This is a genomic window from Micromonospora sp. WMMD737, from assembly GCF_049179055.1.
In the GTDB taxonomy this organism is placed as follows: domain Bacteria; phylum Actinomycetota; class Actinomycetes; order Mycobacteriales; family Micromonosporaceae; genus Micromonospora; species Micromonospora reichwaldensis.
In genome coordinates, this window is the sequence record NZ_JBMHMH010000001.1 from 4850823 (window position 1) to 4871216 (window position 20394).

Below are 20394 nucleotides of genomic sequence, written 5' to 3' on the forward strand. Positions count from 1 at the left end.
AGGGGACTGGCAACGTAGGGTAGTGAGGACATAACTTCGAGGGACCTTTTGCCGGAGGTCGCGATGACTGTCTTTCCCGCTCGTCAAGCCGTACCGTCCGCCCGGGCACTGCCGCCCGCGGCGGTGCCACACCCCCGCGTGGAGTCGCCGGGGGTGCTCGCACCCGTCCGTCCGTCCCCGTTGGAGTGGGCCCGCCGCCGCAGGGCGGAGCGGGGCGCCCGGCGGCTGGAGGCGGCCGGGGCACGGGCGCTCGGCCGGCTCGACCATCTCGGGCCCGCGTGGCACGTCATCGAGTGGCCCCGCACGGACGCCGCCGATCTCCTGCTCGACCACGAGCGCGACGAACGTGCCGGCTTCCTCGCCATCGGGCCGAGCGGGCTCTTCGCGGTCACCATCGCCGACCACGGCCGGGCCCGGGTGCTGGTGGCCGGCGACGTGGTCCAGATCAACGGCAAGCGCCCGCCCTACGTGGCCGAGGCCCGCCGCGACGCCAAGCGGGCCAGCAAGGCCCTCTCCGACGCCGTGGGGCTGCCGATCCCGGTGACGCCGGTGCTGACGTTCGTCGGCTCCGGCGTCATCAGCGTCTACGGCCTGCCGAAGGACTGCCTCATGGCCACCCACCGCGAGCTGGACCGCCTGCTCGTCGCCGGGGGCAGCCGGATCAGTCCGGCCACGGCCGAGAAGCTCTCGCGGGTCGCACAGCACCCGGAGACCTGGGTGAACGGCGCGTACCGACCGGCTGCGGACTACCGGTGGTACGAGGGCGGCCGAACGGCCGCTGACAAGCCGGCCAACCGACGGTAACGTCACCGGCGACGCCACGCACCCGGGTGCCGGTCGGCACCCGTCGGTCGCGCCGTCGCCGGCCGCCTGGTCAGGGCATTCCCTCACCCACCGGCGGCCCGGTGACCACGCGCGGTCGGCGTCACCCGCGACGACCGGCTAGCGTGGACGGACCGTCGGTGTACATAGGAGGCGCGGTGGCCCACGTCGAACTCTCGCTCTCTGACGTGTTCGTGCCGGCGGCGGGAACACCGACAGGGCAGGAGTTCGACAACCTCGGTCGGTGGTCGTCGACCGTCTCCCACGCCGACGAGCCATGCCTGCTGATCGACGCCGGGACGAGGGTCGTCGCCGTCTCCGTCGCCGGCTGCGAGCTGCTCTGCCTGGGCGACCCGGAGGACGTGACGGGGCTGCCGCTGCTCGACGGCGGGCTACGGCTGCTCGACTTCACCGCCAACCGCTGCGAGCTGACCGAGCCCGAGATCGACAAGATCCCGCCGCTGCTGGCGCTCTCCTCCGGACGCCTGGCCCGAGGGCTGCTCCGGGTCCAGGCCGCGTCGACCGACGCGCCGGACTCGACCGTCGACGCGATCTCCACCCCGGTGTTCACCAGCGGGACGGTCGCCGGTTCACTCACGTTCTTCTCCCCGGTCTGACCAGCGGCGGGATGTGGCGTTCGCCGCACGCGGCGAATCTGGGGCGGGCCCGTACCGAGGCCGTAAGGTGCCCTCATGCTCGATATCGCTCTGCTGCCGGGGAAGTACGCCGTGTGCCGCCTGGCCGCCGGCTCCGCCCTGCCGCCCGAGTTGTCGGGCGGGCTGAGCAACGGCGACGTCGTCACGGTGAGCTGGACGGCCGACGGGATCTCGCTGATCTGCCCCGCCGACCGGGCGCCCGAGCAGGCCGTCGGCGAGACCGCCTGGCGCTGCCTGCGGGTCGCCGAACCGCTCGACCTGGCGGTCAGCGGCACCCTCGCCGCGCTGGTCGACCCCCTCGCCGCAGCCCGGGTCAGCGTGGTCGCCTTCTCCACCTACGACACCGACTACCTGCTGGTTCCCGCCGTGCGGCTCCGCGAGGCGACCGCCGCCCTGGAGCGTGCCGGCCATCGCGTCCTCGGCTGATCTTCACTCGCCCGCCGGTTCCTCCTAGGATGGGCTCGGCCTCCCGGCCGCAGTGACGCTCCCCGATGTCCCGAGGATCGGCCGTGCCGCCCACCCCCTCGCGCCCCGCCACACCCGCCCGCCCGCCCGGCGTCGACGCCGGGCACCCCGGAGCGGGCCGGCCGCACGCCCACGCGGACCAACCATCGGTGACGCCCCGGCCACCCGCCGGTACGGCACGCCCGTCTGCTGCCCGGCGACCCGCTCTTACCCGCGCCACCGATCACCGCCACCCGCGCCGGCACCGGCCGGTCCAGCCAGCCACGGGGCTGAGGGCGGCACCGGCAGCGGCAGCCGCGCTGCTGGCCATGCTCTCCCTGGCCGCCTGCGGCACGCCGCCCGAGCTTCGGGAGCCCGCCCCGACCACCGCGCCGACCCGCACCGCCAGCCCCGCACCGACCGGCATTCCCAGCACCGCGCCGAGCCTGCCGCCCGCCACCGGCCTGCCCACCCCCACGGTCGACCCCGGCCTGGTCGCGGTCCCGTGCCCGGACGGCCCCTCGGGAGCCCGGATCGTCGACCTGGTGCGGGGCCGGGGTGGCGTGCTGCCGAACGGCGTCCGGGTCCGGGTGCGGACCGGGCCGCTCTGCGCCGGCGAGTGGCACTACACGGTGCTCGACGTGACCGGGCACGAGACGCTCCAGGTGATCACCCAGGGCCGGCCGGGCGCCCCGCGCCTGGTCACCGCCGGCACCGACGTCTGCACCGCCGAGGTTCGCGCCGCCGGGCCGCCAGGCATCCGGACGCGCGTCTGCGAGGGCGGGTCGCTCGGCGTACCGGGTGCGTAGGCTGTCGCCATGCCGGGAACACCGCCGACGCGCTTCGTCTATCTCGGGCCGGAGGGCACCTTCGCCGAGCAGGCGTTGAAGAGCATCCCCGCCGCCGAGCGGGGCAGCCGCACGCCGGCCCGCAGCGTCCCCGAGGCGCTGGAGGGCGTACGGACCGGGGAGGCGGACGCGGCCCTGGTGCCGCTGGAGAACTCGATCGGCGGCGCCGTCGGGGTGACCCTGGACGAACTCGCCGAGGGCGAACCCCTGGTGATCACCCGCGAGGTGGTCCTGCCGGTCGAGTTCGTGCTCGCCGCGCGGCCCGGCACGACGCTCCCGCACGTGCGCAGCGTCGCCGCCCACCCGCAGGCGTCCACCCAGTGCCGGGGTTGGTTGCGCGCGCACCTGCCCGACGCGGTCGTGGTCGACGTGCTCTCGAACGGCGCGGCCGCCGCCGGAGCCGCCACCGGCGAATACGACGCGGCGATCTGCGCCCCGATCGGGGCCGGGCGGCACCGGCTCGACGTGCTCGCCGACAAGATCGCCGACCACCCGGACGCGGTGACCCGCTTCGCGCTGGTGTCCCGCCCCGGGCCGCCCCCGCCGCCGACTGGCGACGACGTGACGTCCCTGGCGGTCTACATCGCGCACGACCGGGTGGGCGCGCTGCTGTCGGTGCTGATGGAGCTGGCCGTCCGCGGGGTCAACATGAGCCGGATCGAGTCCCGCCCGACGGGCGAGGCGCTCGGCCGCTACGTCTTCTTCCTCGACTGCGCCGGGCACGTGGCGGACGTACGCCTCGGCGAGGCGTTGCAAGGGCTACGCCGGGTCTGCGCCGACGTGCGCTTCCTGGGCTCGTACCCCCGGCACCGGTTCCCCGGGACGGGCGACCGCCCGATCCCGGCCCCCGCCGGCCTCTCGGACGCCGACTACGCGGACGCCGCCGCCTGGCTGGCCCGCCTGCGCGCCGGCGACCTCGGCTGACGGCTGGCCCGGGACCGCCCCGGAGCCAACCGCGGGCCCCGCAACGGCACCGCCCCCGACCGGCGTCGGATCCGGCGGGGCCGGTCGACGCGGGCGGGGGCGGTGCGGGGTCGTGCGGGACGTGCCTCAGCTGAGCAGGCCGCCGAGGAGCCCGCCCTGCTGCTCCTGGGAGCCGCTGCCCAGGACGGGCGGCTCCTCGGAGGGCTGGACGACGACGAAGCCCTGGCCGGCGAAGCTCATCGTGAACGCCTCGCCGGTGGTCCGGCCCAGCAGCGTGCCGAGGCCGAGCTGCTCGGCGCGGTGGTAGCCGGTCTGGAGGTTGGCCGACCAGCAGACCGCCGCCTGCGGGTCGACGTAGGTCGGGGCGTCGACGCTGAGCACCACCGGGGTGCCCTTGGTGGTGATGGCGATCCGGCCGTAACCGCTGAAGACGCAGTTGAAAAGGCCCGACGAGGACGCCATGCCGGCCCCGCCGACCATACGGATGTCGTACTGGAGGGTGGAGTCGAAGGCCAGCACGCTGGAGCCGTTGATGGAGAGCGCGTCGCCGGGCTCCAGGTCGATGACGTGCACGTCCTTGGCGAAGTCGGCGAGGAAGACGTCACCCCGGCCCGAGACCTTCATCAGCGGGACGCCCTCGCCGGTCAGCTTCTGCTTGAGGAACTTGCCGAGCCCGCCGGAGCCGAGCGCCTGGAACTGCACCTGCCCCTGGTAGGCGACCATCGACCCGACCCGGGCCATCATCTCGCCGTTGAGTTCGACCTTCAACATCTTGGAGTTCTGCAGCCGCATGCCGGGCTGCGCGGACTCCTTCTCAAGGTTCTCCGCCGAGAACAGCTCGCTGCGCATTGGAAGTGCCTCCTGAGTTCGCGGTACCTGGACCGACGGTAGGCGACGGTGGCAACCGCCGCCCGCTAGCCCCAGCCCAGTTCGTGCAGGCGGGCGTCGTCGATGCCGAAGTGGTGGGCGATCTCGTGCACCACCGTCACCGCGACCTCGTCGACGACGTCCTCGTCGTCGTCGCAGATGCGCAGGATGGGGTTGCGGTAGATCAGGATGCGGTCCGGCAGCACGCCGGCGTAGTCCCAGCCGCGTTCGGTGAGGGCGTGCCCCTCGTAGAGGCCGAGCAGGTCCTCGCCGGGGGGCGGGTCGTCCTCCACCAGGATCACGACGTTGCTCATCAGGGCGAGGAGTTCCTCGGGCACCTCGTCGAGCGCGTCGCCGACCAGCTCCTCGAAGCGCTCGCGACTCATCTCCACCGGCACCCCGCCCATTCTGCCCGACGACACGGCCCGCCCGCGCCGGTCAGGCCCGCCGGCCCGAGCGCCGGCCCGGCTCGGCCGCCGGGGTCGGTCGGAGCCGGCAGCCGGCCGCCCGTCCCGGGCCCGGAGCCTGCGGCCGACCGCCCGGAGCCCGCCGACGGCGCGCCCGGCCCGGCTCGGCGGGCCGCCACGGGGAGCGTGGTTCCCGTGGCGGTCGACGCCGACGACGGGGACGGTCAGGAGGCGAGGCGGGCGGTCAGGCTGATCTGGGCGCCCGGAGCCAGCAGGCGGGAGATCGGGCAGTTCTCCTTGGCGGTCTCCGCAAGCTTGGTGAACTGGGCCTCGTCGATGCCGGGCACCTGGCCGACGGTGTCCAGCTCGATCCGGGTCACCGTCATCCCGGCGTCGGTCTTGTCGAGGTGGACCTTGGCGGTGGTCTCCACGGAGGTGGGCGGCGAGCCGGCCTCGGCGAGCGCCTTGGAGAACGCCATCGAGAAGCAGCCGGCGTGGGCCGCGCCGATCAGCTCCTCGGGGTTGGTGCCCTCACCCTCCTCGAAACGGGACTTGAAGGAGTAGTTCCCCTCCAGCCCGCCCTTGCCGGTGCGGATCGTGCCGGACCCCTCGGTGAGGTTGCCCTGCCATTGTGCGGAAGCGGTACGGATAGGCATGCACCCGACGCTAGCCCAACGGGCACCCGCCGGCGACCGTTCACGCTCCGCGTCACCGGGTGCGTACTGTGTCATGATTCGGGGCAGGCCCGCGAACGCGGAAGGGTGGCCGATGTCCCAGAGTTCCCCCATTCCCCGGCAGGAACACCGGTCCGACGGTGCCGCCGTCCTGGAGTGGGGCACCGCCCAGCCGGACAGGCCGGGGCGGTTCGGGCGTACGTTCTCCGGCCTGGGCCGGGACCCCCGGCTGCCCGTGCTGCTCGCGGCGCTCGGCGCGGTGGCCGCCCTCGCCTCGATGCTCGGCGAGTGGCAGGTGATGACCATCCCCAACGGCGGCCCGCAGGGCAACACGCCGCTGCGGGTGCCGGGCGGGGTGTCCGACGTCGGTGGGTTCGGGGTGGGCTACCTGGTCGGGCTGTTCGCCCTGGTCTGCGCGGTGGTGCTCGCGCTGCGCGGCACCCCCGCGGTGCGTCCGAACGCCCGGCTCGCCGGGCTGGCCGTGGCCGGGACGCTGCTGGGGCTGCTGGTCGCGGCCACCGCCTCGCTCGACGAGGCCGCCCAACGCGTCTTCTTCTACTCCACGGACGACGGGTTCCAGGTCGAGTACGGCCGGGGCCTGGTGACGGCGTTCCTGGCCTGTGCGCTCTTCGCGGCGGCGCTGAAGCTGGCCCCGGCGGGCACGGCCCGGGTCGCCGGGCAGTCCGACGGCGGGACCGAGGCGGAAGGCGGGACCGGGGCGGGTGCCGGGACCGGGGCGGACGGCGGAGCGGGGGCGGAGCCGGTGGGCTGGCGCCGCCGCAGGTCGCGTGAGCTGACGGACGACGGGCTGCCGCCCGCGCCGGCCGACCTCACCGTCGGGCCGGCCGCCCCCTTCGCCCGCCCCGAACTCCCGGACTGACCGGGGCCGGTTCACCGACGACCAGGGTGACGAACGTCAGCCCGGCCGCTCGACGAGGACGACCTCGCCCGCGCCCGGTCACCGAAGGCGGCGGCCCTCAGGGGGCCACCCAGCGGACCTCGCCGTCCGCTCGCTCGTCGGTGGCCCGCAGGCCGAGCCGCTCGGCCACCCGCGCGGAGGCCCGGTGGTCGGGGTGCACGTGCGCGACCAGCGCCCGGATGTCGCGCTCCGCCAGCCAGCCGACCAGGCCGGCGGCGGCCTCGCCGGCGTAGCCGCGGCCCTGGTGTGGCGTCAGGACGACCCAGGCCAGCTCGGCGACCGGCCGGTCACCGTCGAGCCGCACGGTGGCCTGCACGGTGCCGACCGCGTCGCCGCTGTCCCGGTGCCGGACGACCCAGTTGAGCCAGCCCTCCCGACCGTCCGGCGACCGCCCGGCCGTCTGCCGGCGGTACCGCTCCCGGAGCTGCTCCAAGGTGGCCGGGCTGCCCCCGATGTACTCGTGCAGGGCAGGGTCGTCCAGGAGGGGGGCGAGTTCCTCGGCGTGGTCGACGCGGAGCGGCTCCAGCAGCAGCCGCTCGGTGTCGACGGCCTCCGCCACCGGCCAGTCCCGATCTCCCATCCGTCCCACCCTACGGCCCGCGGCAGGGCCCCGGACGGGGACACCGGCGGGCCGTCGACCGTTGGCACGGCATTCGCCGCAACGCCATGGTGGGGGCCCGTTCCGCGAGGTACGTTTGCTGCCCGCCGTCACTCAGGGTCGAGGCACCGAGGACCGAGACGGCTGGCTGCGACGGCGGCGGGCGAAGGAGGAACGATGACCCGCCCGGGCCTGCCCAAGCTGATCGCCACGGATCTCGACGGGACGCTCGTCCGCAGCGACGACACCGTCTCGGCGTACACCCACGCGGTGCTCGACCGGGTGCGGGCCGCCGGTATCCCGGTGGTCGGCGCCACCGGTCGCGGCCCGAGGCTGGCCGGAATGACCCGCAACGACATCCGGGCCGCGGACTTCCTGGTGATGGCCGGCGGCGGCCGGGTCGTCGACCAGAGCGACCCGGCCGGGCCGGTGGTGCTGCGCGACGAGCGTCTCTCCGCCGAGGTGCTGGCCGCGCTGCTGGCCGACATGGAGGCGGCCGTCGGGCCGCTGACCGTGATGGTCGAGGCGTCGGACGAGCACGGCGCCCCGCTCTGGGGCGACTACCACCCGAGCTGGCCCTACCAGCACGAGTTCGAGGCGCGCAGCCGCGCCGAGTGCCTCTCGTGCGACGTGATCAAGGCGTTCGTCCGGACCGCCGACCACCACGTCGACGAACTGCTCGCGGTCGCCCGGCGGATCGTTCCGCCGGAGGTCGCCACGCTCACCCAGGCGGGGCTGGGCTTCGTCGAGATCTGCCCGCCGGGGGTCGACAAGTCCACCGGGCTGACCGTGGTGGCGCAGCGCCTCGGCGTCGACCCGGCCGAGGTCCTCGTCTTCGGCGACATGCCCAACGACCTGCCGATGTTCGAGTGGGCCGGCTGGGCCCGGGTCGCGGTCTCCAACGCCCACCCGATGGTCCGCGCCGCCGCGGACGAGGTGACCCTGCGCAACGACGACGACGGGGTGGCGGTGTACCTCGATCGGCTACTGTCCCGCTGATGGGAGAGGCACCACGGCTCATCGCCACCGACATCGACGGCACCCTGCTCCGGGACGACCGCACGCTCAGCCCGCACACCGCCGAGGTGCTGGCCCGGCTGTCCGCGCGGGGCACGCCGGTCGTGCTGGTCACCGGCCGTCCCATCCGGTGGCTCAAGATGGTGTACGAGCAGCTCGCCGAGCCGCTGCCGGCGATCTGCGCCAACGGCGCGGTGGTCTACGACCCGGTCGCGGACGAAGTGGTGCGGGCCGACCCGCTCGCCCCGGAACTGCTCGCCGAGGTGGCCCGGCGGCTGCGCGCCGAGGTGCCGGAGATCAGCTTCGCGGTGGAGATCGTCGACAGCCGGCAGATGCGGCACGAGGCGCACTACCCGCTGCGCTGGGACGCCGACCACGACGCGATCCGGGCGGTCGAGACCCCCGAGGAGCTGCTGGCGGCACCGGCGGTGAAGCTGTTGGCCCGGTCCGCCGAGCAGGATCCGGACGCGTTCGTCGCGCTGGTGGCCGCGGCCCTCGAAGGGCTGGCCGAGGCGACCCACTCGTCGTACTCGGGGCTGGTGGAGATCTCCGCCGCCGGCGTGACCAAGGCGGCCGGGCTGGCGTGGTACTGCGCGCGGCTCGGCATCGACGCCCGGGACGTGCTCGCCTTCGGCGACATGCCGAACGACGTGCCGATGCTGACCTGGGCCGGGCGGGGAGTGGCGGTGGCGAACGCGCACCGCGCCGTCCTGGAGATCGCCGACGAGGTCACGGCGGCGAACTCGGCGGACGGCGTGGCGGCGTACCTGGAGAAGGTCTTCGGGGTGGGCTGAGCGGCCGGCCGGCGTCCCCGGCCGGCCGCGCGGTCAGAGGTACTGGCCGGTGCTGTGCCCCTCGCCGCCCTGCGGCGGCTGGCCCATCCCCGGCATGCCCGGCAGCATGCCGGCGCCGGGGCCGCTGGGCAGCGCCTGCCGGCCGGAGCGCATCTGCTCCAGCTGCACCCGGGCGGCCATCTGCTGGGCGACCAGGGCCGCCTGGATGCCGTGGAACAGGCCCTCCAGCCAGCCGACGAGCTGGGCGTGCGCGATGCGCAGCTCGCCCTCGCTGGGCGCCTTCTCCTCGGTGAAGGGCAGCGAGATGCGTTCCAGCTCCTCGCGCAGCTCGGGGGCGAGCCCCTCCTTCAGCTCGACGATCGAGCGCTGGTGGATCTCCCGCATCCGGTGCCGGCTGGCGTCGTCGAGCGGGGCGGCCTTGACCTCCTCGAGCAGCTGCTTGATCATGCTGCCGATCCGCATCACCTTGGCCGGCTGCTCGACCAGTCGGGTCGGGTCCTCGCCGTGTGCCTCGTCGGTCTGCACGGTGCCGACGGGCCGCCCGTCCGGGCCCACCACCACCACCGTTCCGGAGTGACCGGTGCCATCCTGGCCCGGCTCGTCGTTCTGTCCAGCGGAGTGCGCTTCGGTCATGGGACCCATCTTTACCCAGCCGCGAGCGCCCATGCGCCCGGGGACCGATCCCGACGGCGGATCCGCGCGTGATCCGCGCTACGGTCGCGCCATGCCCGCCGACCCCCGCGACGTGCTCAGCCGCCCCGCTCCGGCCCCCGACGTCACCGTCTCCTACGGCGACCACCCGGACCAGCTCGCCGACCTGCGCGTCCCGGCCGGGTCGGGCCCGGCCCGGCCGCTGGTCGTCGTGGTGCACGGCGGCTTCTGGCGGGCCGAGTACGACCGGCGGCACACCGACCCGCTGGCCGCCGCGCTGGCCGGGCTGGGCCACCCGGTGGCGCAGGTGGAGTACCGCCGGACGGGGCAGCCGGGTGGCGGCTGGCCCGCGACGCTGACCGACGTGCTGACCGGCGTGACGGAGCTGCCCCGGCTCGCGGCCGAGGCGCTGCCCGGCCGGGTCGCCGCCGGGCCGCCGCTGCTGGTGGGCCACTCGGCGGGGGGACACCTGTCGTTGTACGTGGCGGCGACCGCCCCGGAGGCCGTCGGCGGCGTGCTGGCGCTGGCCCCGGTGTCGAACCTCGCGGAGGCGTACCGGCTGGATCTGGACGAGGGGGCGGTGGCCGCGCTGCTGGGCGGCGGCCCGGGGGACCATCCCGAGCGGTACGCCGCGGCGGATCCACGTTCATTGGTACCTATCCCGACACGGACAGTAGTCGCGCACGGATCACTCGATGAGCACGTCCCGGTCGGGATGAGTCGGGAGTTCGTTGCCGCCGGCCGGGCGGCGGGCGGCGACGTTCACCTCGTTGAGCTGCCGGAATGCGAGCATTTCGGGCTCATCGATCCGGAGTCCGCCGCGTGGCCACAGATCACGGCTGCTTTCCGATCGCTGCGGAAAGATCGCTAAGCATTGACGCAGCGTCGCTGACCGGGTAGAACGCCGAGGGGGCGTGATCCGCCCTGCAACGCTCCCCGGAAGGAACTCGGTGTCGCAGATGAACCGCAGGCGGGCCCTCCAACTGCTGGCCGCTCTCGGTACGGCCGGACTGGTCGCCGGGTGCGGCACCGACGACGCCGACGGCGAGGCGGGCACGGGAAGCCCGATCAAGATCGGCCTCGTGGCGCCGACCAGCGGCGGCTTCAAGGCGATCGGCGACGAGATCACCAACGGCTTCCAGCTCTTCCTCGAGCTCAACGACAAGCTGCTGGGCGGGCACCCCACCACCCTGCTCACCGCCGACGAGGGCGAGAGCGTCAAGACCGGCAAGGCCGCCGTCGAGGGGCTGCTGAAGCAGGGCGTGCTCGCCCTCACCGGCGTGGTCGACGCGAACGTCATGTCCGGCATCCGGGACACCGTCGAACAGGCCCGGGTGCCCCTGATCGGTTCCAACGCCTCGCCGTCCAGCCTCCAGAGCGTCGTCTACATCTGGCGGACGTCGTACGTGCTCGACGAGGCCGGCCGGGCGCTGGGCCGCTACCTGCGCGAACAGTTGGAGTCGTCGGCGCGGCTGGCCATCATCGCGCCGGACAGCGTCGGCAGCCAGGACGTGGTGCGGGGCTTCCGGCAGGAGTTCGGCGAGTCCGACCCCCGGATCAAGGACGCGGTGGTCTCGACGGAGGTCTTCACCAACCCGTCGAAGTCCGCGTACCGGGCCGACATCCGCAAGGCGCTGGGCCGGAACCCGACGGCGGTGTTCTGCTTCTTCGCCGGGCCGGCCGCCGTCGAGTTCATCAAGCAGCTGCGCATCGAGGGGTTCACCGGCAAGGTCTACGCCCCCGGCTTCCTCACCGAGGGCGCCGTGCTGAGCAGCGTCAAGGCCGAGGACGCGCTGGGCATCCAGACGGCGCTGAACTACTCGTCCGACCTGAACAACACGGCCAACCGCCGGTTCGCCTCGGCGTACCGCAAGAAGCACGGCACCTCGCCGACCACCTACGCGATGGCCTCGTACGACGCCGCGCAGGTGCTCGACCAGGCGATCCGGATCGCCGGCGGGTCGCCCACCCCGCAGCAGGTCAACCTGGCCCTCGGCAAGATCGGCCAGATCGACAGTCCGCGCGGGGTGTGGCAGTTCAACCAGCCCCGTACGCCGCAGCAGCGGTGGTACCTGCGCGAGGTCCAGCTCGACGGCCAGGTGCTCTCCAACGTCCTGGTAACGGAGCTGGCCACCCTCGGCTAAACCCCACCCCACCCCCACCCACCCCACCCACCCCCACCCCACCCGCGCCGCCGATCATGCAGTTGTGGTGGGGGATGGAATGCGCAATTCGGCATACAGCCGGCACCACAACTGCATGATCGACGCGTCATCGGGGGTGGGCGTCGGGGTGGGGTGGGTGGGTGGGTGGGTGGGTGAGTGGGTGGGTGGGTGAGTGGGTGAGTGGGTGGGTGGGGGTTAGGGGCGGAGTTCGGCGATGCAGCACTTCACGCTGCCGCCGCCCTTCTTCAGCTCGGCCAGCTCGACCGGCACCGGGTGGTAGCCGGCCGCCTTCAGCTTCCCGGCCAGGCGGGTCGCCTCGCTGTTCAGCACGACGTTGAGCCCGTCGCTGACCAGGTTGAGGCCGAAGGCCAGGGCGTCCTCGGCGTCGGCGACCACCGCGTCGGGGAAGAGCTGCGTGAGCACCCGCTGGCTGGCGGCCGAGAAGGCGCCGGGGTAGTAGACGACGTTCTCGTCGTCGATCGAGGCGAGCGCGACGTCCAGGTGGTAGAAGCGCGGGTCGACCAGGCGCAGCGACACCACGGGCCGGCCGAGGGCCTCCTGCGCCTCGGCGTGCGCCGGCAGCTCGGTGCGGAAGCCGTGCCCGGCGAGGATCAGCCCGCCGTGCGCCTCCGGCAGGTACGCGAAGTCGCCCTCGCCCTCGTTGGTCTCGAGCGGCGCGATGAACCGCCAGCCCTGCGACTCGTAGAACGCCCGGTGCGCGGCGGCCTCGGCGGCCCGCTGCTCGTGCTTGAACTGTGCGCCGTAGACCGTGCCGTCGACCACGAACGCCCCGTTGGCCGCGTAGACCATGTCGGGCAGGCCCTGCCCGGGGGTCAGCAGGTGCACCTCGTGGCCGAGACCGACCAGGGTCTCCCGCAGCCGGTCCCACTGCTTGACCGCAAGCTGCGAGTCGACCGGGGTGGTCACGTCCATCCACGGATTGATCGCGTACTCGACCGCGAAGTGCTCCGGCGAGCACATGAGATATGTCCGCTTTCGCGCGACTCGCTGCTGGTTCACGATGACCAAGGGTAGGTACCCTCGAACTTTGGTAACAGCCACAACCGTTGCTTCCCAGAGGCGGAACGTTGCAGATAGATGACGTGGACCAGCGGATCATTGCGTTGCTCGTCGCGGACGCCCGCGCCTCGTACGCCGACATCGGTCAGCGGGTGTCGCTATCCGCTCCGGCGGTCAAACGGCGGGTGGACCGGCTGCGGGCGGCCAGCGTGATCCGGGGCTTCACCGCCGTCGTCGACCCCGCCGCCGTCGGCTGGACCACCGAGGCGTTCGTCGAGCTGTTCTGCGCCGGTCGGACCACCCCCGCCCAGATCGGGGTCGCCACCCGCCGGCACCCGGAGGTGGTCGGCGCGTACACCGTCTCGGGCGAGGCCGACGCCCTCGTACACCTGCGGGCCGCCGACATCGGGCACCTGGAGGCGGCGCTGGAACGGCTGCGGGCCGAGTCCTTCGTGACCTCGACCCGGAGCACCATCGTGCTCTCCCGGCTCGTGGACTCCCCCGGCGTCGGCCCCTCGCCCCGCTGACCCGGGCGCGGCGGAACGCGGCGCGGAAGGTCGGCGGAGGGCCGGAACCACCCGCCGGCCGGGCGCGTCGAACCGGCCATGACACGGGGAGCCCACATCTTCGCGGTCGGCACGCTGGCCGCGCTCACCCTGCTCGGCGGCAGCGCGATCCCGGCGGCGCCGCCCGACCCACCGCGCCCGGGGCAGCCGACGGCCGCGCCCGTGCTGGTCTCCTACGACTCCTGCGCCCAGGCGCTGGACGGGCTGCGCGCCGCCGCCGACGCGTCCGTCGGCCCGTGGGGCTTCGGCAACGGCTGGCGCACCGGGGCCGCCTTCGGCGACGTGGGCAAGGACGCGTCCGGGTCCCGGGCGTCAGCCCAGTCCGCCCAGCCCGCCCAGGAGCACTCCACGACCAACGTGCACGAGGCCGGCGCGGACGAACCCGACCTGGTCAAGACCGACGGGCGGCGGATCGTGACCGTCACCCGGGGCGTGTTGCGGGTGGTGGACCCGGCCGCCCGCCGGGAGACCGGTCGCCTCGACCTCACGCGGACGCTGCCGGAGCTGGCGTGGGGTGAGCAGGCGACCCTGCTGTTGCACGGCGACCGGGCGCTGGTGCTGACCCAGATCGGCGCGGAACTCCAGGCGGCGACCCGCGCCGCGCGGGCCCGCACCGCGCCGCGCCTGATCCTGGTCGACCTCGCGGGCACGCCGCGGGTGCTCGGCACCTACCGGATGGACGGCAGCCTCGTCGACGCCCGGCAGACCGGGGCCACCGCCCGGGTCGTGGTCCGCAGCCGCCCCCAACTGGTCTTCCCGTACGCCGAACGGGGCACCGACGCGACGCGGACCGCCGCCAACCGCGCGGTGATCGCCGCCGCCGGAGTGGAGGCGTGGCTGCCGGCGTACGAGTGGACGGCCGGGGCGGAACGGCACACCGGCCGGGTCGGCTGCGACCGGTTGAGCCGGCCGCCCGCCTGGTCCGGCACGTCGATGCTGACCGTGCTCAGCTTCGACCTCGCCGGCGACCGCCTCGGCGACGGCGACCCGGTCAGCGTCGCCGCCGACGCCACCACCGTCTACGGCACCGGGAGCAGCCTCTATCTCGCCGGGGAACGGCCGGTGCCGCCCCGGCCCGGCTCGTTCCGGGGGGACGTCCGGCGGCCCGACCCGCAGGTCACCGAGATCCACCGGTTCGACACCGGCGCGCCCGGGCGTCCCCGCTACGTGGCCTCCGGTTCGGTGCCCGGGTCGCTCGTCAACCAGTACGCCCTCTCGGAGTGGCAGGGGCACCTGCGGGTGGCTACCACCACGGGCGAGGCCTGGGGCACCCGGCCGAACTCGGAGTCCGCCGTCCACGTGCTGCGTCCCGACGGGGACACGCTGGTCCGGACGGGCGCGGTCACCGGCCTCGGCCCGGGCGAGCGGATCTACTCCGTACGTTTCCTCGGCGGCTCCGCGTACGTGGTCACGTTCCGGCTCACCGATCCGCTCTACGCGGTCGACCTGACCGACCCGACCGCGCCCCGGGTCACCGGGGAGCTGAAGATCACCGGCTACTCGGCGTACCTGCACCCGCTGCCGGAGGGCCGGCTGCTCGGGGTGGGCCAGGAGGCCGACCGGCGGGGACGGGCGCAGGGGCTCCAGGTCTCGCTGTTCGACGTACGCGACCCGGCCCGGCCGAGCCGGCTCGACCAGTGGCACGTGCCGAGGGCGTACTCCGCGCTGGAACACGACACGCACGCCTTCCTGCATCACCCGGAGACGGGCCTGGTGGCGCTGCCGGTCGGCGACGACGTACGCCTGCTGCGGGTGTCCGGGACCGACATCGGCGAGGTCGGCACGGTCTCCCACACGGGCCCGGCGGGCCCGGTCCTGCGGTCGCTGCTGGTCGGGGACGTGCTCTGGACCGTCTCCGCCGCCGGCCTGCGGGCCACCGATCCGACCACCGCCCGGAGCCTCGACTGGCTCCCCGTGACCTGATCCTCCCTCCCCGGCGGGTGGGGCCCGGTTTCTCGGGGTTTCCGGGCCCCACCCGCCACCACCGCTCCGGGCTCCACCCCGCCGCCCACCGGTGGCGGGGCGTGGATCAGAGGTACATGCCGGTGCGGTGTTCCTCCTGGTCCCGCTTGACGGGCTTGTCGCCCTCGCCGAAGAACCGCTTCCCGCCGAACTCGCCGTGCAGGCGGTCGTCCAGCTCGTCCGCGAGCCCGGTCATCACCTGGACCGCGAGCATGAGGTGGGTGGCCTGGAAGTTGCGGCCGAAGACGGGGATGGACGCCCACACGGTGTCGTCGGCGCAGTAGAGCCGGCCGATCGGCATCCGGTTGGTCAGCTCGGAGAGCTTCACGTAGAGCCGCTCGGTCGGCTCGACCTCGGTCAGCACCGGGGAGAAGACGTCCACCAGCGGCGGGTTGTCGCGGACCCGGACGAAGACCATCGCCGAGCCGGCGCGGATGTTGATGTCGCCGTCGGAGTCGACCTGCAACCGGTCCGGCTCCGACTTGAGCATTGTCGAGACGACGGTGCGGACCTGCTCGGCGAGCGCCGCCGCGTCGTGCTCGGGCGCCTGGGCGGCGGCGGCCGCCGCGAGCGCCTCGTCCAGGTCGGCCTCCACGTTGCGGTCGGGGCCGAACTCGCTGCGCGCGGTGCCCAGCGGTTCCACCGGCAGCGCTTCGCCCTCGGCGTCGTGGATGAGGTAGACGAGGAAGGCGGGGTGCGGGGCGCCGTAGACGTCGCGCAGCGTCCGGGTGAGCAGGGCGGCCAGCCGGGTGGCCTCGGCGGTGCCGCTGTCCAGCCCGAAGTGCTCGCCGGAGCCCGGCACCACGCCGGGCGGCGACCAGCCGAGCGCGATCATGTCCGCCACGGCGGCCCGGTCCAGCCGGTAGCCCTCCGGCAGGGTGGCGTTGCCGACCGCGCGGGCGGCCAGCCGGTCCTCCTCGCCGATGTCGATGCTGACCGAGTAGACCGCGTCGCCGGTGCCGGAGGCCGTCGGGTCGAGGGTCAGCTCCACGTGCGTGCCCGTGGGCAGCGCCGCCAACCGCTCGGCGAGTGCCCGGGCGAACTCGTGCCAGGCCTGGGTGACCTTGGCCCGCAGGTCGGCCGTGCTGGGCTCGTCGAGCAGGATCGGCTCGTGGTGCGCCGGCAGAGTGCCGGGCGAGTCGCCGCCCGGCGCCGAGGGATGGTCCGCCGTCATGATCGCCTCCGTCCGTCACGGTCACCCTACCCACGCGACGGGGGAGACCAATCAGCCCGACCGTGATCGGACAGCGGAGGTCAGGCGGGTGTCCCGCCCGGGCGTTCGGCGCCGAGCCCGACCGGCCAGGCGGCGGCCAGCGCGCTCAGCCGGGCCGCGGCGCCGGCCGGGTCCGCGCCCCGCCCGACCGCCAGCCCCAGCAGGTACGCGGTGACGGGCGCGCCCGGCCGCAGCACCTGGTGCGCCACGTCCTTGGCCAGGTCGAGCACGGCCGGCACCGGCACCTGGGCGGGATCCAGGTCCAGCTCGGCACAGGCCGCCGTCACCCAGTCGTCCATGACCGTCATCGCGCCCACTCCTCCGCCCGGCGTACGTCCTCGTCAGTGTCGCAGTCGAACCAGGGCGGCGGGCCGGCACCGGCCCACGGCACCTCGCGCACCCGCAGCCCGGCGAGCAGCGCCCTGATCGGTGCCCCCGCCAGCGGCGCGGCGGACCCCTCGGGCTGCCCGCTGGCGCGCTCGGCGGCGAGGCGGTCCAGGGCGGCGCGCAGCGCGGCCACCCGCCACACGCCGCAGAGGGTCTGCCGCCGCCCGTCGCCGTCGACGTAGCAGGCGCCGTCGTGACCAGCGTCGAGGTGGCCGAGCAACTCCCCGACCGCCGCGCGGGTGAGCAGGGGCAGGTCGGCGGCGAGCAGGGCGACCACCGGCGTACCGGGATCGAGCAGGGCCAGCCCGGCCGCGACGGCGGCGACGGGGCCGCCGCCCGGCGGCTCCTCCCGGGTCACCCGCACCCCGGCGGGCACCGGTGCGGCAGGCCCGACCAGGATGCGCGGCGCGGCGTCGGCGACCGCGGCGAGCACCCGGTCCCGCATGGGCAGGCCGCCGACCGTCCGGGCGGGCTTGTCGACGCCCCCCATCCGGCGCGCGACCCCGCCCGCCAGCACCACCGCCGCGTACGCGTCCACCGGGCCACGGTATCCGCCCGACGCCTCGCCGGGAGACGCGAGGCGACGGACCGGGGTTGCCCGGATCTCCCGTGTGGAGCGGCCTACACAGAAGTGGGACGTGATCGTGGACGGCCACCGGTGGAGCCTGGTCCTGTAGCGCGCCCTCCCCGAGCGACGGGTTCGACGGGGGACGGGCACGGCAGATCTGCCGAAGTAAGGGAGCAACGATGACGAAGACTCCGCGCCGCCCGCGCGTACGCAGCCTGATCGCGGTGGCCGCCGTGGCCGGCGGTGCCGTGCTCGGCCTGGCCGCGCCCGCCCAGGCGGCCTACAACAGCCCGCTCTACTCCACGCTCAAGGCGTGCAACGCGGCCCGGCCGGCGTACGTCAGCTCGTGGACGTCGCCGGGACCGTGCTACCCGATGTACAACTGGGACGGCACGAAGCGGATCGGCTACTCGTTCCTCGTGCAGACCCGGGGCTGACGCGCCGGCCACCCGGCCTAGGCGGCGGGGCTGACCTCCAACGCCATCGCGATCCGCGTCAGTCCCGCCTTGTTCACCGCGCCCGTCTTCTGGCGCAGGCGGTGCGTGTAGGTGTCGACCGTCGACTTGGACAGGCACAGCCTGCGGGCGATCTGCTGGTGGGTGAGGCCCTCGGCGACGAGCCGCAACACGTCCCGTTCCCGGGCGGTCAGCATGGGCGGCGGACCGCCGTCGCCGATGTCTGCGACGGCGTCGGGCAGCAGGGCGACCCGCGCCGCGCCGTCGAGGTAGAGGTCGCCCCGCCCGACGGCGTGGACCGCCCGCAGCAGGGTGGCCTCGTCGATGTCCCGCCCGAGATAGGCGAGCGCGCCCGCGTCCAGGGCGGCCCGCACCCGTACCGCGTCCTGGCACGTCGCGAGGACGACGAACGCCGGCCCGTCGGGCCACCACGGGCCGGCGTTCGACTCCGCGCAGCGGTCGGCGACGACGACCTGCGGGGCGTCGCGCAGGGCGGCGACCGACTCGACCGAGGGGAACACGCCGACCACTGTCACCCCGGAGGCCCGTAGGAGGGCGTCGGCAACGCCACGGAAGGTCAGCGACCCGTCGTCCACGACAGCGACCCTGACGGTCATGGCCCACCCTCTCCGGACTTCCTCCTGCGGACGGTCACACCGTACGGCGGGCGGCGTACAGGCCGCGTACATCGCGGATACGGACGGGCCGTCGCCGCGTGGCGCCCCGACCCCGGGGTGCAGGATGGCGGGATGGGACGGGCGACTGACCGGCGCGGCGTGCTCCGCATCGACCTCGACGCGGCGGCGACGGGCCGCGCCTCGGTACGCCGGCAGGACAGCCTCGCCGTGGAGGAGCCGCTGGAGATCCGGGTCGGTGCGGCCGGTCCCGGCCGGCGACGGCCGCTCGCGGTGACCATGCGTACGCCGGGCGACGACCTCGATTTGGCGATCGGCTTCCTGCTGACCGAGGGGCTGATCCGCTCCGCCGACGACGTACGCACCGCGCAGCTCTGCGCCGGCGCGGAGACACCCAACACGTACAACGTGGTGGACGTGGTGCTGTCGCCCGGCGTGCCCGAACCCGCCGTCGATCCGGCCCGGAACTTCTACACCACCAGCTCCTGCGGGGTGTGCGGCAAGGCGAGCATCGACGCCGTGCGTACCCGATCGGTCTTCGCGGTGGGCGACGACCCGCTGACCGTGCCGGCGGCGGTCCTGACCGCGCTGCCGGACCGGCTGCGCGCGGCGCAGCGCGGATTCGACCGCACGGGCGGCCTGCACGCGGCGGGCCTCTTCACCGCCGACGGCGACCTGGTGGTGCTGCGCGAGGACGTGGGCCGGCACAACGCCGTCGACAAGGTGGTCGGCTGGGCGGTCCGCGAGCGGCGCCTGCCGCTGGCCGGGCACGTCCTGCTGGTCTCCGGGCGGGCGAGCTTCGAGCTGACCCAGAAGGCGTGGATGGCGGGGGTGCCCCTGCTCGCGGCGGTCTCCGCGCCGAGCACCCTGGCGGTGGAGCTGGCCGAGGAGGCCGGGCTGACGCTGGTCGGCTTCCTGCGCGGCGAGGCGATGAACGTCTACGCCCGCCCCGACCGGATCACCACCTGATCCCGCTAGCCGAAGAGCCCCAGCCGGAACGCGGCGTCGCGGGCCAGCAGGAAGCCGGCGATGCCGAGGATCCAGCCGAGCATGCTGCCCGAGGTTCGCATGATCCAGGCGTTGAGCCGGGCCAGCACCGGCTCGATCAGCCTCGGCAGCGCCATCCGGGCCGCCAGCAGCAGCACCGCCGGCAGGACCATGACCAGGCAGTAGCCGGCGAGCAGCCCCACCATCTCGGCCGCGCCGAGCCCCGAGGTGGTCAGCAGGCCGACCGCGCCGAGGTACGGCAGCATCGTCGCCACCTCCGCGAGCGCGGCGAGCAGCGCCAGCCCCACCAGCCACCGCACGGAGGAGTCGCCGGCGGTGGCCCGGTCCCGCCAACGCAGCACCCCGCCGCTGCGCGGACGCCGCTTGCTGTCGTAGCGGAAGCTGAGCAGGAACAGCCCGACCCCGAGGACGAGCTGCGCCCAGAGCACCGGCCGGTTGTCCATCGCCCCGCCGAGGACGTCTGCCAGCCGGCTGCCGCCGAGGGCGAGCAGCAGCCCGACGCCGAAGTAGAAGACGGCGATCGTGCCGAGGTAGACGAGGATCCGGCGGGCGTTTACCTGCCCGGGAGCGAGCAGCAGCCAGACGGGGATGAAGAGCGTGCCGATACTCGTGCTGTCGACCAGGGCCAGGCCGGCGAGCGACAGCAGCAGTCCGACGCTCATGCGGTGCTTGCGATGGGTTGGGGCACGGACCCATTCTGTGCCGGCGTCGAACCCACCGACTCGCCTTACGGAACGAACATCTCCTACATCTTTCGACGGAGAACGCCACACCGTCGCTTCCGGTGGTGCCTT

25 protein-coding genes are annotated in these 20394 nt (G+C 74.2%); 14 read left to right on the forward strand and 11 right to left on the reverse strand.

The genetic code is table 11. The features are described from left to right. Window positions 1-63 precede the first annotated feature (63 nt). The 5 genes from ACN27A_RS21320 to pheA all read left to right on the forward strand — a co-directional run bounded on the left by ACN27A_RS21320 (window position 64) and on the right by pheA (window position 3694). Window positions 64-804, forward strand: a complete 741-nt coding sequence (locus ACN27A_RS21320; RefSeq protein WP_327029993.1) for a hypothetical protein — start codon at window positions 64-66, stop codon at window positions 802-804. A gap of 176 nt (window positions 805-980) precedes the next feature. Next, a complete protein-coding gene (locus ACN27A_RS21325; protein WP_421456217.1) occupies window positions 981-1439 on the forward strand; it encodes a hypothetical protein in 459 nt (152 codons plus the stop codon). Between the two features lie 75 nt (window positions 1440-1514). Then, a complete protein-coding gene (locus ACN27A_RS21330) occupies window positions 1515-1904 on the forward strand; it encodes an ACT domain-containing protein (RefSeq protein WP_121397477.1) in 390 nt (129 codons plus the stop codon). A gap of 347 nt (window positions 1905-2251) precedes the next feature. Then, window positions 2252-2731 carry a hypothetical protein gene (locus ACN27A_RS21335; RefSeq protein WP_421456219.1) on the forward strand — a complete coding sequence of 160 codons (480 nt, stop codon included), beginning with the start codon at window positions 2252-2254 and terminating at the stop codon, window positions 2729-2731. A gap of 9 nt (window positions 2732-2740) precedes the next feature. Beyond that, the gene (gene pheA, locus ACN27A_RS21340) at window positions 2741-3694 is read left to right on the forward strand and encodes a prephenate dehydratase (protein WP_327029996.1); all 954 of its coding nucleotides are present in this window, start codon (window positions 2741-2743) and stop codon (window positions 3692-3694) included. 126 nt (window positions 3695-3820) lie between these two features. On the opposite strand, the gene ACN27A_RS21345 is transcribed toward pheA, so the two are convergent. From ACN27A_RS21345 to ACN27A_RS21355, 3 genes are all read right to left on the reverse strand, one after another. Beyond that, window positions 3821-4543: an AIM24 family protein gene (locus ACN27A_RS21345; RefSeq protein WP_421456222.1), complete on the reverse strand. Its 723-nt coding sequence runs from the start codon at window positions 4541-4543 to the stop codon at window positions 3821-3823. A 65-nt stretch (window positions 4544-4608) separates the two neighbouring features. Continuing rightward, window positions 4609-4953 carry a metallopeptidase family protein gene (locus ACN27A_RS21350; RefSeq protein WP_172896728.1) on the reverse strand — a complete coding sequence of 115 codons (345 nt, stop codon included), beginning with the start codon at window positions 4951-4953 and terminating at the stop codon, window positions 4609-4611. A 239-nt stretch (window positions 4954-5192) separates the two neighbouring features. Next, entirely contained in the window at window positions 5193-5624 is a 432-nt protein-coding gene (locus tag ACN27A_RS21355) for an OsmC family protein (RefSeq protein ID WP_121397474.1), read from the reverse strand. Between the two features lie 112 nt (window positions 5625-5736). Here ACN27A_RS21355 and ACN27A_RS21360 point away from each other — a divergent pair, with 112 nt between their 5' ends. Continuing rightward, the gene (locus tag ACN27A_RS21360; protein ID WP_421456225.1) at window positions 5737-6522 is read left to right on the forward strand and encodes a hypothetical protein; all 786 of its coding nucleotides are present in this window, start codon (window positions 5737-5739) and stop codon (window positions 6520-6522) included. 97 nt (window positions 6523-6619) lie between these two features. Here the strand turns inward: ACN27A_RS21360 and ACN27A_RS21365 are convergent, their stop codons facing one another. Continuing rightward, window positions 6620-7141, reverse strand: a complete 522-nt coding sequence (locus tag ACN27A_RS21365) for a GNAT family N-acetyltransferase (RefSeq protein ID WP_421456228.1) — start codon at window positions 7139-7141, stop codon at window positions 6620-6622. Between the two features lie 195 nt (window positions 7142-7336). On the opposite strand from ACN27A_RS21365, the gene ACN27A_RS21370 reads away from it, so the two are divergent. Both ACN27A_RS21370 and ACN27A_RS21375 read left to right on the forward strand, forming a co-directional pair. After that, complete coding sequence (locus ACN27A_RS21370) at window positions 7337-8158, forward strand: HAD family hydrolase (RefSeq protein ID WP_421456231.1); 822 nt, start codon at window positions 7337-7339, stop codon at window positions 8156-8158. Then, window positions 8158-8970, forward strand: coding sequence for an HAD family hydrolase (locus ACN27A_RS21375; protein ID WP_421456234.1), 813 nt, complete (start codon window positions 8158-8160; stop codon window positions 8968-8970). The genes ACN27A_RS21370 and ACN27A_RS21375 overlap by 1 nt, the downstream gene beginning before the upstream one ends. A 33-nt stretch (window positions 8971-9003) precedes the next feature. Here ACN27A_RS21375 and ACN27A_RS21380 read toward each other — a convergent pair whose 3' ends face one another. Next, entirely contained in the window at window positions 9004-9612 is a 609-nt protein-coding gene (locus ACN27A_RS21380) for a bacterial proteasome activator family protein (protein WP_132240499.1), read from the reverse strand. Between the two features lie 82 nt (window positions 9613-9694). Between ACN27A_RS21380 and ACN27A_RS21385 the strand changes: the two genes are divergently transcribed. After that, on the forward strand, window positions 9695-10492 hold the full coding sequence (locus ACN27A_RS21385; protein WP_421456238.1) for an alpha/beta hydrolase family protein: 798 nt from the start codon (window positions 9695-9697) through the stop codon (window positions 10490-10492). A gap of 79 nt (window positions 10493-10571) precedes the next feature. Continuing rightward, on the forward strand, window positions 10572-11765 hold the full coding sequence (locus ACN27A_RS21390) for an ABC transporter substrate-binding protein (protein WP_421456241.1): 1194 nt from the start codon (window positions 10572-10574) through the stop codon (window positions 11763-11765). Window positions 11766-11981: 216 nt separating this feature from the next. On the opposite strand, the gene ddaH is transcribed toward ACN27A_RS21390, so the two are convergent. After that, window positions 11982-12815, reverse strand: coding sequence for a dimethylargininase (gene ddaH, locus ACN27A_RS21395; protein WP_421456243.1), 834 nt, complete (start codon window positions 12813-12815; stop codon window positions 11982-11984). A 59-nt stretch (window positions 12816-12874) separates the two neighbouring features. Here ddaH and ACN27A_RS21400 point away from each other — a divergent pair, with 59 nt between their 5' ends. Together ACN27A_RS21400 and ACN27A_RS21405 are read left to right on the forward strand one after the other, a co-directional pair. Then, window positions 12875-13333: an Lrp/AsnC family transcriptional regulator gene (locus tag ACN27A_RS21400; RefSeq protein ID WP_421456246.1), complete on the forward strand. Its 459-nt coding sequence runs from the start codon at window positions 12875-12877 to the stop codon at window positions 13331-13333. Between the two features lie 78 nt (window positions 13334-13411). Further along, on the forward strand, window positions 13412-15295 hold the full coding sequence (locus tag ACN27A_RS21405) for a beta-propeller domain-containing protein (RefSeq protein WP_421456249.1): 1884 nt from the start codon (window positions 13412-13414) through the stop codon (window positions 15293-15295). Between the two features lie 106 nt (window positions 15296-15401). On the opposite strand, the gene ACN27A_RS21410 is transcribed toward ACN27A_RS21405, so the two are convergent. The 3 genes from ACN27A_RS21410 to mobA all read right to left on the reverse strand — a co-directional run bounded on the left by ACN27A_RS21410 (window position 15402) and on the right by mobA (window position 17538). Next, window positions 15402-16508 carry a T3SS (YopN, CesT) and YbjN peptide-binding chaperone 1 gene (locus tag ACN27A_RS21410; RefSeq protein WP_421456251.1) on the reverse strand — a complete coding sequence of 369 codons (1107 nt, stop codon included), beginning with the start codon at window positions 16506-16508 and terminating at the stop codon, window positions 15402-15404. An 80-nt stretch (window positions 16509-16588) separates the two neighbouring features. Further along, window positions 16589-16855, reverse strand: coding sequence for a DUF6457 domain-containing protein (locus tag ACN27A_RS21415; RefSeq protein ID WP_132240493.1), 267 nt, complete (start codon window positions 16853-16855; stop codon window positions 16589-16591). Then, window positions 16852-17538 carry a molybdenum cofactor guanylyltransferase gene (mobA, locus tag ACN27A_RS21420; protein ID WP_421458555.1) on the reverse strand — a complete coding sequence of 229 codons (687 nt, stop codon included), beginning with the start codon at window positions 17536-17538 and terminating at the stop codon, window positions 16852-16854. The genes ACN27A_RS21415 and mobA overlap by 4 nt, the downstream gene beginning before the upstream one ends. Window positions 17539-17681: 143 nt before the next feature. Between mobA and ACN27A_RS21425 the strand changes: the two genes are divergently transcribed. After that, window positions 17682-17939 (forward strand): hypothetical protein, encoded by a 258-nt coding sequence (locus ACN27A_RS21425; RefSeq protein ID WP_421456255.1) that lies wholly within the window; start codon window positions 17682-17684, stop codon window positions 17937-17939. A gap of 17 nt (window positions 17940-17956) precedes the next feature. On the opposite strand, the gene ACN27A_RS21430 is transcribed toward ACN27A_RS21425, so the two are convergent. Beyond that, window positions 17957-18574, reverse strand: coding sequence for a LuxR C-terminal-related transcriptional regulator (locus ACN27A_RS21430; protein ID WP_421456258.1), 618 nt, complete (start codon window positions 18572-18574; stop codon window positions 17957-17959). Window positions 18575-18706: 132 nt separating this feature from the next. Between ACN27A_RS21430 and fdhD the strand changes: the two genes are divergently transcribed. After that, window positions 18707-19561, forward strand: a complete 855-nt coding sequence (gene fdhD / locus ACN27A_RS21435; protein WP_421456260.1) for a formate dehydrogenase accessory sulfurtransferase FdhD — start codon at window positions 18707-18709, stop codon at window positions 19559-19561. A gap of 5 nt (window positions 19562-19566) precedes the next feature. Here fdhD and ACN27A_RS21440 read toward each other — a convergent pair whose 3' ends face one another. Further along, window positions 19567-20262 (reverse strand): GAP family protein, encoded by a 696-nt coding sequence (locus tag ACN27A_RS21440; RefSeq protein ID WP_421456263.1) that lies wholly within the window; start codon window positions 20260-20262, stop codon window positions 19567-19569. Window positions 20263-20394: the final 132 nt, after the last annotated feature.

Coding starts and splice junctions, on each gene's coding strand:
- ACN27A_RS21320 (WP_327029993.1), top strand. CDS start 64: ATGACTGTCTTTCCCGCTCGTCAAGCCGTACCGTCCGCCCGGGCACTG.
- fdhD (WP_421456260.1), top strand. CDS start 18,707: ATGGGACGGGCGACTGACCGGCGCGGCGTGCTCCGCATCGACCTCGAC.
- ACN27A_RS21415 (WP_132240493.1), bottom strand. CDS start 16,855: ATGACGGTCATGGACGACTGGGTGACGGCGGCCTGTGCCGAGCTGGAC.
- ACN27A_RS21440 (WP_421456263.1), bottom strand. CDS start 20,262: ATGAGCGTCGGACTGCTGCTGTCGCTCGCCGGCCTGGCCCTGGTCGAC.
- ACN27A_RS21385 (WP_421456238.1), top strand. CDS start 9,695: ATGCCCGCCGACCCCCGCGACGTGCTCAGCCGCCCCGCTCCGGCCCCC.
- ACN27A_RS21360 (WP_421456225.1), top strand. CDS start 5,737: ATGTCCCAGAGTTCCCCCATTCCCCGGCAGGAACACCGGTCCGACGGT.
- ACN27A_RS21375 (WP_421456234.1), top strand. CDS start 8,158: ATGGGAGAGGCACCACGGCTCATCGCCACCGACATCGACGGCACCCTG.
- ACN27A_RS21430 (WP_421456258.1), bottom strand. CDS start 18,574: ATGACCGTCAGGGTCGCTGTCGTGGACGACGGGTCGCTGACCTTCCGT.
- ACN27A_RS21380 (WP_132240499.1), bottom strand. CDS start 9,612: ATGGGTCCCATGACCGAAGCGCACTCCGCTGGACAGAACGACGAGCCG.
- pheA (WP_327029996.1), top strand. CDS start 2,741: ATGCCGGGAACACCGCCGACGCGCTTCGTCTATCTCGGGCCGGAGGGC.
- ACN27A_RS21345 (WP_421456222.1), bottom strand. CDS start 4,543: ATGCGCAGCGAGCTGTTCTCGGCGGAGAACCTTGAGAAGGAGTCCGCG.
- ACN27A_RS21365 (WP_421456228.1), bottom strand. CDS start 7,141: ATGGGAGATCGGGACTGGCCGGTGGCGGAGGCCGTCGACACCGAGCGG.
- ACN27A_RS21370 (WP_421456231.1), top strand. CDS start 7,337: ATGACCCGCCCGGGCCTGCCCAAGCTGATCGCCACGGATCTCGACGGG.
- ACN27A_RS21330 (WP_121397477.1), top strand. CDS start 1,515: ATGCTCGATATCGCTCTGCTGCCGGGGAAGTACGCCGTGTGCCGCCTG.
- ACN27A_RS21425 (WP_421456255.1), top strand. CDS start 17,682: ATGACGAAGACTCCGCGCCGCCCGCGCGTACGCAGCCTGATCGCGGTG.
- ACN27A_RS21410 (WP_421456251.1), bottom strand. CDS start 16,508: ATGACGGCGGACCATCCCTCGGCGCCGGGCGGCGACTCGCCCGGCACT.
- ACN27A_RS21405 (WP_421456249.1), top strand. CDS start 13,412: ATGACACGGGGAGCCCACATCTTCGCGGTCGGCACGCTGGCCGCGCTC.
- ACN27A_RS21355 (WP_121397474.1), bottom strand. CDS start 5,624: ATGCCTATCCGTACCGCTTCCGCACAATGGCAGGGCAACCTCACCGAG.
- ACN27A_RS21335 (WP_421456219.1), top strand. CDS start 2,252: ATGCTCTCCCTGGCCGCCTGCGGCACGCCGCCCGAGCTTCGGGAGCCC.